The sequence below is a fragment of the Stenotrophomonas sp. AN71 genome (assembly GCF_050435725.1).
GTDB lineage: Bacteria > Pseudomonadota > Gammaproteobacteria > Xanthomonadales > Xanthomonadaceae > Stenotrophomonas.
Genome location: NZ_JBNDKU010000012.1, coordinates 95,061 through 108,620 on the forward strand (window position 1 = coordinate 95,061; position 13,560 = coordinate 108,620).

Below are 13,560 nucleotides of genomic sequence, written 5' to 3' on the forward strand. Positions count from 1 at the left end.
CGCTGACGCGTGCCTCTGACCCGGGCCGAGCAACTCATCGATCTTCTGCTGGCGCGCCAGCAGCCACGATCCGTCCTCGAGAAAACCACGCGCCTGCCGTATGGCTGGGCGCTGTGGTTGCGTTCGCTGGGGCCGCTGCCGCGTCCGTTCCATGCCCGCGAGGTGATCGCGGTGCTGCTGCCGCGCCCATTGCCCGGCCCGCCCGGGCAGTCGCCGCGGCTGTCGCCGTGGCAGGCGTTGCGCCGCTTGTTCTGGCAGGGCTGGAGTGCAGCGCCGCGCGACCAGCGCTGGATGCGCTGGACTTCGGCGTTGGTCAGCGCGGTGCTGCACCTGCTGTTCTTCGCGCTGCTGCTATGGGTAGCGGTGATCCGCACCACGACCCCGGAAGAAGACGGTGCCGACGGCGAGCGGGTACAGATGCAGTTCGTCGGTCGTGCGGCGCAGGAGGGCGGCGGCGATCAGCCCGGTGCCGAAGCCGCTGCTGCGGCACCCGCCGGCAAGGTCGCCGCAGGGCAGGAGGCGGGCGCGGCGACGGCCCCCGAACCGCGTCCCGACGCGGCAGCGGCAGCGGTTCCATCGCCGGCCGCCGCCGCGACTGCCAGCACGCCGCCGCCGGCCGAGGCCGAACCGGCGCCGGTTGCAGCCCCGCCCCCGTCGCCGGTGCAGGCCACCGAGGTGGCCCAGGCCAGCACCGATTTCGTGGTGCCACCGGTCAGCGTGCCGCGCACTGAAGTCAGTGTGGTGCCGCGCGACAGCACGCCCAGCGTGCGCGAACGCAGCGTACAACCGGTGCAGGCGCCGCCGACGCCGATACGCGCGCCAGAGCTGGCCGTGCACGCACCGCAGGTGCGTGACATTCCGGTGCGCGAGCGCGACGTCAGCACGGTCGATGCCCCCGTGGTCCCGCAGCCGCTGCGTACCGCCGAAGTGCGGGTGCGCATGCCGCAGCAGGACGTGCAGGTGCGCGAACGTGACGTGCAGGCCGTGGCCGATCCGCAGGTACGGATGGCGACGGTGGCAGGGCGTGAGCCGACGGTGCGCGCGCCGGCCGGGCGTGATGTGCAGGTGCGAGAGCGTGCAGTGGCCTCGGCACCAGTGGCGGCGCCGTCAGCGTCCAGCGGTAGCGCGCCTGCTGCAACGCCTGCGGCGACCGCCAATGGCAGTGCAGCGCAGGCCCGCAGCGCCGCTGCACGCCCGGCCGCATCGAGCGCGGCGCCGGCGCAGGCCGGTGCGCGGCCTGCGCCGGACCCGGGCAACTGGGCCACGCCGGCCAAGGGCGATGACTGGGGGGCGTCCAACCACGCTCGCGAGGGGGCCAGCCACGGCGACAGCCAGGCCAGTACGTCCGGCAGTGGTAATGGTCTGTTCAACGCCGATGGCAGCGTGCGCGTGCCTGGACAGGAGGGCGAAGGGCGCGCCGAGCGTGGCGCACCGGGCGGAGCCAATGACGGTTGGACCAAGGAACGCATCGCGCAGTCGGGCAAGTGGCTCAAGCGTCCTCCGTACGACTACACCCCCACCTCGTTCGACAAGTACTGGGTGCCGCAGGAATCACTGCTGGCCGAGTGGGTGCGCAAGGGCATCAAGGCCATGGAGATTCCGTTGCCGGGCACCAGCACCAAGATCTCCTGCGTGGTATCGATCCTGCAGGCCGGTGGCGGCTGCGGCCTGACCAACCCGAACATGCAGGACCAGCCGGCCGTGGCGCGGCCACCGCCGGACATCCCGTTCAAGAAAGAACTGCAGGAAGATAACGGCAGCCGCTAGGTGGCGATGCCCGGGCCTGGCCACAATCCACGCATGGCGTGGATCTACCGATTCGTCTCGGGTAGCGCCGGGCCATGCCCGGCGGAGGTGTGCATGCCGCGACGCGCGTTCGCCGGGCGTGGCCCGGCGCTACCGTCACGCGCTCTGCGACAGGAATATCCAGAACGGTACGTCGCGGCCGACCCAGTCGCGGCTGGTTTCGTCCATCACGTCAAGCAGTGTGTCGAAGTCCTTCTGCGCGGCCGCGCGCAGCGTATCCACGTCGGCCAGGAACAGCGCGTAACCGTTGGCCGGCAGCCACTGCAGGTCGCGCAGGTTGTCCGACAGTGCATCCCAGTTGCCGCCGAAGCCGGCCGGGAAATCCAGCTGCGCGGCCAACCGGGCCAGCAAGGTGCGCTTGTCGGCCACACCTTCCAGGTCGATACGGATCACCTTCAGGCCGGCATCGCGCATCGCCGCGGCCAGCGCCCCGATGTCCTCGCTGTCGATGGCGTAGACGCCGGCATTGTTGATGTCATGCAGGCCGAGGCCGAAATCATCGTGGCTCATCACTGCGCTCCCTGGGCCGGTACGGTGAAACTGCGGAACGACGCGTAGTGGTCGTCGGTGTAGTACCACGCTTCCGGCGGATCGCCGCCAGTGACGATGCGGCGCGTGCCGCGGGTGCGCGCGCCGGGCGTATCGACGGTGTACTCGCGGTAATAGCCGCGGGGGCGCGATGGCAACTGCTGCTCGCGGTTGCCGAAGGTGCTGCCATCCTGGCGGTGCACGAACGGACCGCCGCGCTGGATCAGGGCGATGGTCTGGCGCGCCTCGGCGGGCAGGAACGCGGGCAGCCCGCTGGCGTCGCCGGTGCTGGGCGCAGCCGGCGCACGTGTGGCAGGCGCGCCCTGCAGATCCGGTGCGAACTGCGGAGCCGCTGGCCGCTGCAGGAAATGGTTGGCGACCAGGCCGAGCAGCAGCAGGGCGATGGCGGTGATCAGCAGCCGAGGGTTGCGCATAGGCAGGGGCAGGGGCAGGCGAGGGTGGTGCACGCACTGTAGCGCCTGTGCGCTGCACCGTGCATGAGGGCGGTGCTGCGTCACTGCTGCATAACAATTGCCGTCGTGCTCACCGGCAGGACGCAATTTCCTTTACATCCCCCTTGGTAATCTGGCTGCCTGTCCCCATCATTCACCGCGCACCGCCCGACACCGTCGGGTGCCCTCGCAATCAGGAGATGCATCATGGCCTACACCCTGCCCAAGCTGTCCTACGCCTACGACGCGCTGGAACCGCATATCGATGCGGCGACGATGGAAATCCATCACACCAAGCATCACCAGACCTACATCAACAACGTCAACGCGGCGCTGGAAGGCACCGAGTACGCTGACCTGCCGGTCGAAGAGCTGGTGAAGAAGCTCAAGTCGCTGCCGGAGAATCTGCAGGGCCCGGTGCGCAACAACGGTGGCGGCCATGCCAACCACTCGCTGTTCTGGACCGTGATGGCCCCCAATGCCGGTGGTAACCCGGTGGGCGACGTGGCCAAGGCCATCGACAAGGACCTGGGTGGTTTCGACAAGTTCAAGGACGCCTTCACCAAGGCGGCGCTGACCCGTTTCGGCAGCGGCTGGGCGTGGCTGAGCGTGACCCCGGACAAGAAGGTCGTGGTCGAGAGCACCGGCAACCAGGACAGCCCGCTGATGGAAGGCAACACCCCCATCCTCGGCCTGGACGTGTGGGAACACGCGTATTACCTGAAGTACCAGAACCGCCGCCCGGAATACATCGGCGCGTTCTTCAACGTCATCGACTGGAACGAAGTCGAGCGCCGTTACCAGGAAGCGATCGCCTGATCTGCGTAACTGGATGAAGTGAAAAGGCCGGGGGAGACCCCGGCTTTTTTTCTGCGTGCGATTGCATCCGCCGGGCCATGCCCGGCGAGCGCAGCGGCACTACCTATTCGGTCGCCGCCGGGATGCCCTGCAGCCGCAGGGTCGCCATCACGCCCAGGCGCAGGCCGGGCAGGTCGCCGTCGGCCGGCAGCAGGATCGGTTGCTGGCGGATTCCGCCGAAGTGCTTGACCTGGAACAGCACATCCAGGCCATGGCCACTGCTGCCGCCACCACTGGCGGCTGCCGGTTCGGGCCGGCCGCCGGGGTTGCGCCGTGCCGGCTGGAAACCAGGCGTGCTGCGCACCAGTTCCACGGTGGCCGCCGAGAAGTCGCCGGCGATCAGGCTGGGCATGCCCTCGGCGGTGGCGCCGATCCAGGTCATCAGGTCGCTGGTTTGGTGCTGGCGGGCGCCGGACTCATCCGGATCCGGGCGCAGCCGCGCCACGTAGATGTTGACCAGCGCTTCGCCCAGCTTCAACCGCATCATGCCGGCCGCGCTGAAGGTGCCCGGAGGGTGCAGCAGGGTCACGCCGTCCTCGCTGACCGGCAGCCGGGTCAGCATCGCATTGCCGTGCCGCAGCGCCTGGCTGGGCGGGTCGGCGGTGACGAAGTCGCAGCTGTAGCGCAGCCGGCTGGCCAGCCAGCAGGCCGGATTGCGGCCCTGCTGCTGCAGCACCTGCTGCACCGAGATCACGTCCGGCTGCAGTTCGGTCAGCAGCTGCGCGACCTGTTCGCGGCGCTGCTTCCACTGTGCGTCATCGCGGCTGGGCAGTTCCAGCGCAGCCACGGTCAGTTGCCGGGGATCGTTTTCGCCGGTGGCTGAGGCCGGCGCCTGCGGTCGTGCCTGCACCTGCAACGCCAACGACAGCGCAAGACAGCTGAGCAGGAGGCGGGCGTGGGCGAGGGGGCGCATAACGATAAGTTTACGCTTTTGTCGTGGAGGTGCCGTGACTTTCGGCACGGCCAGCGCCGCCTGCCATGGATTGGCACCGTTGTCATGCAGCCCTGCAGCGTGCTTCGCAAGCCCGGGTTCCGGTAACCTTGCGCCTTTCGCTTTGCAGGAATGCCTTACAGGATGAGCCACGACGCAGTTGCCCCCATCGCCGGCCAGGGAAGGATGCCGCGCCAGATTCCGTACATCATCGGCAATGAGGCCTGCGAACGGTTCAGTTTCTACGGGATGCGCAACATCCTGGTGCAGTTCCTGATCACCTCGCTGCTGCTGCAGGAAATCACTGCGGAAGGCCGTGCGGGTGAAGCCAAGGACATCATGCACAGCTTCATGATCGGCGTGTATTTCTTCCCGCTGCTCGGTGGCTGGCTGGCCGACAAGTTCTTCGGCAAGTACCACACCATCCTCTGGTTCAGCCTGGTCTACTGCGCCGGCCACCTGTGCCTGGCCCTGTTCGAGAACAGCCGCGAGGGCTTCTTCCTCGGCCTGGGCCTGATCGCGCTCGGCGCTGGTGGCATCAAGCCGCTGGTGGCCTCGTTCATGGGCGACCAGTTCGACCAGAGCAACAAGCACCTGGCCAAGTTTGTCTTCGACGCCTTCTACTGGATCATCAACTTCGGCTCGCTGTTCGCCTCGCTGCTGATCCCGCTGGTGCTGAAGAACTGGGGGCCGCAGTGGGCGTTCGGCATCCCGGGCATCCTGATGTTCATCGCCACCTTCGTGTTCTGGCTGGGCCGCAAGCGCTACGTGCTGGTGCCGCTGCCGCCGAAGGACCCGCATTCGTTCGCCAATGTGGTGCGCACCGCGCTGACCGCACGCGTGGCGGGCCAGGGCCGTCCGGGCCTGGTGATCGCCGTGCTGGGCCTGGTACTGGCGGTGGCCTCGTTCGGCCTGGTCGGTTCGCTGGGCATCGTGATCTGCCTGTGCCTGGCGCTGGTGGCCCTCCTGGCGGGCATCGGCGGTGGTACCTGGCTGCAGCTGGACCGCGCCCGTGGCCAGCATCCGGCTGAAGCCGTGGAAGGCGTGCGCTCGGTGCTGCGCGTGCTGGTGATCTTCGCACTGACCACACCGTTCTTCTCGCTGTTCGACCAGAAGGCCTCGACCTGGGTCCTGCAGGGCCAGCAGATGCAGATGCCGAGCTGGTTCACCGCCTCGCAGATGCAGGCGCTGAACCCGCTGCTGGTGATGATCCTGATCCCGTTCAACAATCTGGTGCTGTACCCGGCGTTGCGCCGTTTCGGCTTCGAGCCGACCGCACTGCGCCGCATGACCGCCGGCATCGCCTTCAGCGGCCTGGCCTGGATCGTGGTCGGTGGCATCCAGGTGGTGATGGACGGCGGCAACGCCATGTCGATCTTCTGGCAGATGCTGCCCTACGCGCTGCTGACCTTCGGTGAGGTGCTGGTCTCGGCCACCGGCCTGGAGTTCGCCTACAGCCAGGCGCCGCAGGCGATGAAGGGCGTGGTGATGAGCTTCTGGAACCTGACCACCACCATCGGCAACCTCTGGGTGCTGCTGTCCAACGCGGCTGTGCGCAACGACACCGTCACGCACCAGATCGCCGGGACAGGCCTGAGCGAGGCGGCGTTCCTGATGTTCTTCTTCGCCGGGTTCGCCTTCGTCGCGGCGTTGGCGTTTGGTTGGTATGCAAAACGCTATCGTATGGTCGACAACTACCGTAGCGCCTGAGCCTGACATGACCCCCGTCAACCTGCTGCTGATCGCCATCACCGCCATCCTGTCGTGGATGGCGTTCAACAACCGCAAGCTGGCCGATCGCCTGATCCTGTGGCCGCCGGCGGTGGATCGCCACCGCCAGTACGACCGGCTGGTGACCTATGGCTTCATCCATGCCGACTGGTCGCACCTGATCTTCAACATGATCACCCTGTTCTTCTTCGGGGGATTCATCGAGGGCGTGATGGTGCAGCTGACCGGCAGCTACCTGACCTACCCGGCGTTCTACATCGGCGCGCTGCTGGTCTCGATCCTGCCCAGCTACCTGAAGAACCAGAAGAACCCGAACTACCTCAGCCTCGGTGCGTCCGGGGCGGTGTCGGCGGTGCTGTTCGCCTTCATCCTGATCAAGCCGTGGTCGATCATCCTGGTGTTCTTCATTCCGGCGCCGGCGATCGTCTACGCGGCGTTCTACGTCGGTTACAGCATCTGGATGGACAAGCGCGGCGGTGACCGCATCAACCACAGCGCACACCTGGCCGGTGCGGCGTTTGGCGTGATCTTCATGCTGGCCATGCAGCCGAGCATCTTCAGCCACTTCCTGCGCGAACTGTCCAATCCGACCTTCCGCCTAGGCGGCGGTTGATGCCGGCGATGGGGGCGGATCGGTGTCGATCCGCCCCGTCGGTTCAGGCCGCGGCCTGCTGGCCGTAGGTGTCCAGCAGGCGAGCGAACACTTCCTCGCCGATGCGCTGGAAATCCTGGTCTTCGGTCTGCCCTTCCACCGCCAGTTGCAGCAGGCCCTCCAGCAGGGCGCGGTCGGTATCGGAATGGGAATTGCTGGCGTGCATCGGAGCCTCCACGGTGGTGCGCATGGTCAACGGTCGCAAGGGTCGTGCCAGCCAGGCCGTACCCCTCCATAGGCGATAGCGGCCGCTGGCGCTCCAGCTTGAGGGTCGGAAACTGACGTGAATGGACTGGACTTGCCCCTGTTCAGGCTTCACGCGATCATGGCGCCCGGCTGCGCACCATCCACGCAGTCGTCGCAGGAGACAGTTCCATGGCTTCGGTCACGCCCCCCGGTCTGGCCTACGAGGTCGAACACGATCAGGCCAACCATCGCTTCAGCGCCCGCGTGCGAGGACAGGTGGCGGTGCTGGACTACCAGATCAAGCGCAGGCGCATGGTCATCACCCATACCGAGGTGCCCGAGCCGATTGCCGGCCGCGGGATCGCGGGTGAGCTGACCCGCGTCGCACTGCGCTTCGCCCGCGAGCGGAAGTACAAGGTGGTGCCGGCGTGTTCCTATGCCGAGGCTTTCCTGCAGCGGCACGAGGAGTATCACGACCTGCTGGTTGGCTGAAGGCCAGCGGGCCACGCTTCAGCCAGGGCGGGCGATGATGTACAAACATGAACAGGGGATCCCGATGAAGATTGGAAACAACCGGCCATTGCACGGCAGCGTGCTGGCCGGCGTAGTGGGCGTGCTGTTGCTGGCCGGTTGCCAGCGCGAAAGTGAGCCGGCTCCGGCGCCCGACGCGGCCCCCGCCGCCGAGGCCGCCGCTGCGGGTGAGGCGCCGGCCGCGGAAGCGCCGCTGGACCTGCGCGATGTGATCGAGAACAACGAGCGCGAAGTGGTCGGCATCAGCTACCCGGCCGGCATCGACCGTTACCCCGGCCTGGCGCGCGCGCTGCAGGGCTACGCCACCAGCGCGCGCAGCGACCTGCAGCAGGCGCTGGACGGCCTCGGCAACGACAAGCCGACCATGCCCTACGAGCTGTCGCTGAGCTTCGAGAAGCTGCTGGAGACACCGCAACTTGTGGTGATCAGTGCCGATGGCAGCCGCTATACCGGTGGTGCCCACGGCGAGCCGCTGGTGGCGCGCTTCGTATGGCTGCCGCAGCATCAGCAGATGCTCAGTGCCGAGAAGCTGGTGGCCGATGCCAAGGGCTGGAAGGCGATCAGTGATTTCGTGGCAGACCAGCTGCGCGAGCGCGTGGCCACCCGCCTCAGCGGCGAGGACATGGACCCGGCCCAGCTGCAGGAATCGCTGCGCAACGCCTCGCGCATGATTGCCGATGGCACCGGCCCGCAGGCCGACAATTTCAGCCAGTTCCAGCCACTGACCGACGATAAGGGCCAGATCACCGCGGTGCGTTTTGTGTTCCCGCCGTATCAGGTGGGTCCATACTCGGACGGCACCCAGACCGCCGATGTACCGGCGGCGGTGTTGTTGCCGCACGTGGCCAAGGACTACGTGGAGCTGTTCGCACGCGGTTGACCGCAGTCGAGGAGGTGGCGTGGATACAGGGTTGCAGGAGCGGGTTGCCGGCCTGCTCCACGAAGCCGGGGTCCGCATCGGCGGCACCCAGCCACAGGACATCCAGGTACATGACCCGCGCTTCTTTGCGCGGGTCATGGCGCACGGCTCGCTCGGCCTGGGCGAGAGTTACATGGACGGCTGGTGGGATGCCAACGTCCTGGATGACTTCCTCGTCCATCTGATGCAGGCGCACCTGGACGAACGGGTGCACGGCTGGCGCGAAGTGGCCGATGCGCTCAAGGCGCGCCTGTTCAACCTGCAGGCCGGGCAGGGCAGCTACGAGGTCGGCCGTCGTCACTACGACCTCGGCAATGATCTTTACCGGGCCATGCTCGGCCAGCGCCTTGTCTACAGCTGCGGCTACTGGCGCAACGCCGACGATCTCGATGCGGCGCAGGAAGCCAAGCTCGACCTGGTCTGCCGCAAGCTGGGCCTGCGCCCAGGCCAGCGCGTGCTGGATATCGGATGCGGCTGGGGCGAAGCGCTCAAATTCGCCGCCGAGCGCTACGGTGTCAGCGGTGTCGGTGTGACCATCTCGCAGGAACAGGCCGACTTCGCCCGAGAACTGTGCGCCGGCCTGCCGATCGAGATCCGCCTGCAGGATTACCGTGAACTGGACGAGCCGTTCGATGCGATCTTCTCGATCGGCATGTTCGAACACGTAGGTGACAAGAACTACGCCAGCTTCTTCGAGGTGGCCCAGCGCTGCCTGTCGCCGCGCGGGTTGCTGCTGCTGCATACCATCGGCACCAACATCTCCCGCCACCGCACCGACCCGTGGATCGCGCGCTACATCTTCCCCAACTCGATGCTGCCTTCGGCGGTGCAGGTCACCAAGGCGTTCGAAGGGCGTTTCGTGCTGGAGGACTGGCACAACTTCGGCACCGACTATGACCTGACCCTGCAGGCCTGGCGGCGCAACGTGGAAGCGGCGTGGCCGCAGCTGGACGCGGGTTACGACGAGCATTTCCGCCGTATGTGGCGTTTTTATCTGGCTGGGTCGATGGCCACCTTCCGTTGCCGGCATGCGCAGCTGTGGCAGCTGGTGCTGTCGCCGGAAGGCGTGCCGGGTGGGTATGTGGCGCCGCGTTGATCTGGAAGATCATCCACGCATGGTGTGGATCTACTGGAATGCGGCGCGTCGTAGATGGTCCACAAAAAACCGCCCAGTTTCCCGGGCGGTTTTCGTTTCACGCTACCGCGCGGGCGATCAGTTGCCGGCGCCGGTCAGGCCACGCTTCTCCAGCAGCGGTTCGATCTGCGGCTCGTGGCCGGCAAAATCGCGGAACAGCTGCATGGCGTCGACGCTGCCGCCCTTGGACAGCAGCGTGGCGCGGAAGTGATCGCCATTCTTGCGGCTCAGGCCGCCGTTGTCCTTGAACCACTTCTGGGTATTGGCGTCGAGCACTTCCGACCAGATGTAGGCGTAGTAGCCGGCCGAGTAGCCACCCATGATGTGGCTGAAGTACGGGGTCTTGTAGCGCGGAGGAACCGGCGCGTAGTAGATGCCGTCCTTCTCCAGTGCGGCGCGCTCGAAGGCCATCACGTCCTTGGCCGCCGGCACCTGGTCGGCACCGATCTGGTGCCAGCGCTGATCCAGCATCGCCGCACCCAGGTATTCGGTGGTGGCAAAGCCCTGGTTGAACTTGGCCGCGGCCAGCACCTTGTCCAGCAGCGCCTGCGGCATGGCCGAGCCGTTCTGGTAGTGCTTGGCATAGTTCTTCAGGATGGCCGGGTTGTCCGACCACATCTCGTTGACCTGCGAGGGGAACTCGACGAAGTCACGCGGCACCGAGGTGCCCGAGAAGTACGGGTACTTCACGTTGGAGAACATGCCGTGCAGGGCGTGGCCGAACTCGTGGAAGGTGGTGTTCACCTCATCCCAGGTCAGCAGGGTCGGCTGGCCGGCCGGCGGCTTCGGGATGTTCAGGTGGTTGGCCACCACCGGCTTGAAGCCGGTCAGCTTGGACTGCGAGACGTAGGAGTTCATCCACGCACCACCACGCTTGGAGGCGCGCGCGTACGGGTCGAAGATGAAGATCGCCAGCTGGCTGCCGTCGGCATCGAACACGTCGTAGACGGTGACGTCATCGTGGTAGACCGGCAGGTCGGTGCGCTGCTTGAAGGTCAGGCCGAATTCCTGGCCAGCGGCATAGAACACGCCGTTTTCCAGCACGTTCTTCAGTTCGAAGTACGGCTTCAGCTGCGACTCGTCGAAGTTGTACTTGGCCTGGCGCACCTTCTCGCTGTAGAAGGCCCAGTCCCACGGTTCCAGCTGGAAGGTCGGCTTGCGCGCTGCCTTCTGCTCCTTGTCGATCATCGCCTGCAGGTCGGCGGCTTCGCGCTTGGCGTTGGCCACGGCGGCCGGGGCCAGCTTGCCCAGCATCGCATTGACCGCTTCGGGGGTCTTGGCGGTCTGGTTGGTCAGGTTGTAGGCGGCGAAGTTGGCGAAGCCCATCAGCTTGGCCTTGTCGGCACGCAGCTGCATGATGCGCGAGACCAGCGCGGTGTTGTCGAACTCGCCACCGCGGCTGCCGCGGGTGGTCGAGGCTTCGTAGATCTTCTGGCGCAGGGCGCGGTTGGCCAGGTTGGTCAACGGCGGCTGGCCGGTGGTGTTGAGCAGGGTGATCACGTACTTGCCTTCCAGGCCACGGGCCTTGGCGGCTTCGGCGGCGGCAGCGATCTGCTCCTTGGACAGGCCGGCCAGCTCCTTGACGTCGTCGACGGTGATCGCCGAGGCGTTCACTTCCGACTGCACGTTCTGGCTGAACTTGGTGCCCAGGTTGGCCAGCTCGGCATTCATGCCCTTCAGCGTGGCCTTGTCGGCCTCGGACAGCTTGGCGCCGGCGCGTACGTAGTTGTCGTAGTACTTCTCGACCAGGCGCACGCCTTCGGCGTCCAGGCCCAGCTGGCTGCGGGTGTCATACAGCGCCTGGATGCGGGCGAACAGCTTGCCGTTCAGCGCGATCGCATCGCTGTGCGCGGCGAACTTCGCCGAGTAATCGGCCTGCAGCTTCTTGCGGGTGTCGTTGGTATCGGCGCCGACCAGGCTGAAGAACACGGTGGTCGCACGGTCGAGGATGTCACCGCTCTTTTCCAGGGCGATGATGGTGTTGTCGAAGGTCGGCTTGGCCTTGTTGTTGGCGATCGCCTCCACTTCCTTCAGCTGCTGTGCCATGCCGGCGTCGAAGGCCGGGGCGAAATCGCTGTCCTTGATCTTGTCGAACTGCGGGAAGTGCAGCGGCAGCGGGCTGTCGGCGAAGAACGGGTTGGCCTGCTGGGCGGTGCTGCTGGCGGCCGGGGTGGCGGCGCCGGCCGAGTAGGCGGGCAGGGCAAGGCCGAGGGTCATGGCCACGGCAAGGGCAAGTCGAGTGGTCAAGGTAGGAACTCCGGTAAGGCAAACAAGGGCCCGAGGGTAACCCGGCCGGTCACGCCCGCACTTGTGTCAAAAGGCATGCTGGCAAGGCCGCCCTGCAGTAGAGCCACCCCATGGGTGGCTGCCCCGGTACCATGGAGAACACCACCGCCAGGCCAGCCGCCATGACCACTGCCTACGATTTCAGCTTCCGCAACCTGGACGGCCAAGCGCAGGCGCTGGCCCAGTTCCAGGGCCGTCCGCTGCTGCTGGTCAACGTCGCCAGCCGCTGTGGCTTCACCCCGCAGTACACCGGATTGGAGCAGTTGTGGCAGGACTACCGCGCGCGTGGCCTGGTGGTGATCGGCTTTCCGTGCAACCAGTTCGGAGCGCAGGAACCCGGTGACGCCGCGCAGATCCGCCAGTTCTGTTCACTGGATTATCCGGTCAGCTTTCCGCTGTCGGAGAAGATCGAGGTCAATGGCGAGGGCGCGGACCCGTTGTGGGCCTGGATGGCGCGCGAGAAGCGAGGCCTGCTGGGTAGCGCCCGCATCAAGTGGAATTTCAGCAAGTTCCTGGTCGACCGCCAGGGGCGGGTGGTGGCGCGGCATGCGCCCACCACCAAGCCGGACCAGCTGCGCAGCGCGATCGAAGCACTGCTGTAACAAAAAAGGGGACGGAGGGGATTAAGTCGTTTGTGCCACAAGCGACTTAATCCCCTCCGTCCCCTTTTTTGAAGCGCCGGCCAGCGGCCGGCACTACTTCTCGACGAAGGCGCGTTCGAAGACGTAGTGGCCGGGCGTACCGATGCGCGGCGAAGTCTGGAAGCCGCGTGCGTCGAGCACGGCGCGCAGGTCGGCCAGCATCTGCGGGCTGCCGCAGATCATCGCGCGATCGTTTTCCGGGTCCAGTTCCGGCAGGCCGAGGGTGCGCTGCATCTCGCCGCTTTCCATCAACTGGGTCAGGCGGCCCTGGTTGGCGAACGGCTCGCGGGTGACGGCCGGGTAGTACAGCAGCTTGTCGCCGATCATCTCGCCCAGGAACTCATGCTCGCGCAGTTCCTTCTCGAAGTAATCGCGGTAGGCCAGGTCCTTTTCGTAGCGCACGCCGTGGCACAGGATCACCTTCTCGAAGCGCTCGTAGGTTTCCGGATCCTTGATCACCGACAGCCATGGCGCCATGCCGGTGCCGGTGCCCAGCAGATACAGGTTCTTGCCCGGGTGCAGGTCACTGATCAGCAGGGTGCCGGTGGGCTTCTTGCCGACCAGCACCTTGTCACCCGGCTTGATGTGCTGCAGGCGCGAGGTCAGCGGGCCGTCCTGCACCTTGATGCTGAAGAACTCCAGGTGCTCTTCCCAGTTGGCGCTGGCGATGGAGTAGGCACGCAGCAGCGGCCGCGCCTCGGTTTCCAGGCCAATCATCACGAACTGGCCGTTCTCGAAGCGGAAACCGCTGTCGCGGGTAAGGGTGAAGCTGAAGTAGGCATCGGTCCAGTGACGGACCTCAAGCACCGTTTCGGCGCCGAAAGCGGAGGACATGGGCGTATCTATCAAAAGTCGTCGGGGGTGATTCTATCTCAAATGAGACAGGTTCTCATTAGGCGGAACG

General features: G+C 66.2%; 14 protein-coding genes. 8 read left to right on the forward strand and 6 right to left on the reverse strand.

Annotation, left to right across the window (positions count from 1 at the left end):
• Positions 1-9 precede the first annotated feature (9 nt).
• The gene (locus ABH900_RS17160; RefSeq protein WP_429624336.1) at positions 10-1,767 is read left to right on the forward strand and encodes a hypothetical protein; all 1,758 of its coding nucleotides are present in this window, start codon (positions 10-12) and stop codon (positions 1,765-1,767) included.
• Between the two features lie 135 nt (positions 1,768-1,902).
• Here ABH900_RS17160 and ABH900_RS17165 read toward each other — a convergent pair whose 3' ends face one another.
• Together ABH900_RS17165 and ABH900_RS17170 are read right to left on the reverse strand one after the other, a co-directional pair.
• Positions 1,903-2,316 carry a barstar family protein gene (locus ABH900_RS17165; protein ID WP_429624337.1) on the reverse strand — a complete coding sequence of 138 codons (414 nt, stop codon included), beginning with the start codon at positions 2,314-2,316 and terminating at the stop codon, positions 1,903-1,905.
• Positions 2,316-2,768: a ribonuclease domain-containing protein gene (locus ABH900_RS17170; protein ID WP_429624338.1), complete on the reverse strand. Its 453-nt coding sequence runs from the start codon at positions 2,766-2,768 to the stop codon at positions 2,316-2,318. Before ABH900_RS17170 ends, ABH900_RS17165 begins: the two co-directional genes overlap by 1 nt.
• A 225-nt stretch (positions 2,769-2,993) precedes the next feature.
• Here ABH900_RS17170 and ABH900_RS17175 point away from each other — a divergent pair, with 225 nt between their 5' ends.
• Complete coding sequence (locus ABH900_RS17175; RefSeq protein WP_005410310.1) at positions 2,994-3,605, forward strand: superoxide dismutase; 612 nt, start codon at positions 2,994-2,996, stop codon at positions 3,603-3,605.
• A gap of 103 nt (positions 3,606-3,708) precedes the next feature.
• Here the strand turns inward: ABH900_RS17175 and ABH900_RS17180 are convergent, their stop codons facing one another.
• Positions 3,709-4,557 carry an endonuclease/exonuclease/phosphatase family protein gene (locus ABH900_RS17180; protein WP_429624339.1) on the reverse strand — a complete coding sequence of 283 codons (849 nt, stop codon included), beginning with the start codon at positions 4,555-4,557 and terminating at the stop codon, positions 3,709-3,711.
• A 162-nt stretch (positions 4,558-4,719) separates the two neighbouring features.
• On the opposite strand from ABH900_RS17180, the gene ABH900_RS17185 reads away from it, so the two are divergent.
• Complete coding sequence (locus tag ABH900_RS17185) at positions 4,720-6,285, forward strand: oligopeptide:H+ symporter (protein WP_429624340.1); 1,566 nt, start codon at positions 4,720-4,722, stop codon at positions 6,283-6,285.
• A 7-nt stretch (positions 6,286-6,292) separates the two neighbouring features.
• Positions 6,293-6,919: a rhomboid family intramembrane serine protease gene (locus ABH900_RS17190; RefSeq protein WP_429624341.1), complete on the forward strand. Its 627-nt coding sequence runs from the start codon at positions 6,293-6,295 to the stop codon at positions 6,917-6,919.
• A gap of 43 nt (positions 6,920-6,962) precedes the next feature.
• Here ABH900_RS17190 and ABH900_RS17195 read toward each other — a convergent pair whose 3' ends face one another.
• Positions 6,963-7,124, reverse strand: a complete 162-nt coding sequence (locus tag ABH900_RS17195; RefSeq protein ID WP_429624342.1) for a hypothetical protein — start codon at positions 7,122-7,124, stop codon at positions 6,963-6,965.
• Between the two features lie 209 nt (positions 7,125-7,333).
• On the opposite strand from ABH900_RS17195, the gene ABH900_RS17200 reads away from it, so the two are divergent.
• The 3 genes from ABH900_RS17200 to cfa are packed head-to-tail and all read left to right on the forward strand — an operon-like array spanning position 7,334 to position 9,690.
• Positions 7,334-7,636 (forward strand): GNAT family N-acetyltransferase, encoded by a 303-nt coding sequence (locus ABH900_RS17200; RefSeq protein WP_429624343.1) that lies wholly within the window; start codon positions 7,334-7,336, stop codon positions 7,634-7,636.
• Positions 7,637-7,673: 37 nt separating this feature from the next.
• Positions 7,674-8,555 (forward strand): DUF3298 domain-containing protein, encoded by an 882-nt coding sequence (locus tag ABH900_RS17205; RefSeq protein ID WP_429624344.1) that lies wholly within the window; start codon positions 7,674-7,676, stop codon positions 8,553-8,555.
• A gap of 19 nt (positions 8,556-8,574) precedes the next feature.
• Positions 8,575-9,690 carry a cyclopropane fatty acyl phospholipid synthase gene (cfa, locus tag ABH900_RS17210; RefSeq protein WP_429624345.1) on the forward strand — a complete coding sequence of 372 codons (1,116 nt, stop codon included), beginning with the start codon at positions 8,575-8,577 and terminating at the stop codon, positions 9,688-9,690.
• Between the two features lie 117 nt (positions 9,691-9,807).
• Here the strand turns inward: cfa and ABH900_RS17215 are convergent, their stop codons facing one another.
• On the reverse strand, positions 9,808-11,976 hold the full coding sequence (locus ABH900_RS17215; protein ID WP_429624346.1) for a M3 family metallopeptidase: 2,169 nt from the start codon (positions 11,974-11,976) through the stop codon (positions 9,808-9,810).
• 161 nt (positions 11,977-12,137) lie between these two features.
• Here ABH900_RS17215 and ABH900_RS17220 point away from each other — a divergent pair, with 161 nt between their 5' ends.
• Positions 12,138-12,617 (forward strand): glutathione peroxidase, encoded by a 480-nt coding sequence (locus ABH900_RS17220; RefSeq protein ID WP_429624347.1) that lies wholly within the window; start codon positions 12,138-12,140, stop codon positions 12,615-12,617.
• Positions 12,618-12,710: 93 nt separating this feature from the next.
• On the opposite strand, the gene ABH900_RS17225 is transcribed toward ABH900_RS17220, so the two are convergent.
• On the reverse strand, positions 12,711-13,490 hold the full coding sequence (locus ABH900_RS17225) for a ferredoxin--NADP reductase (protein WP_429624348.1): 780 nt from the start codon (positions 13,488-13,490) through the stop codon (positions 12,711-12,713).
• Positions 13,491-13,560 lie beyond the last annotated feature (70 nt).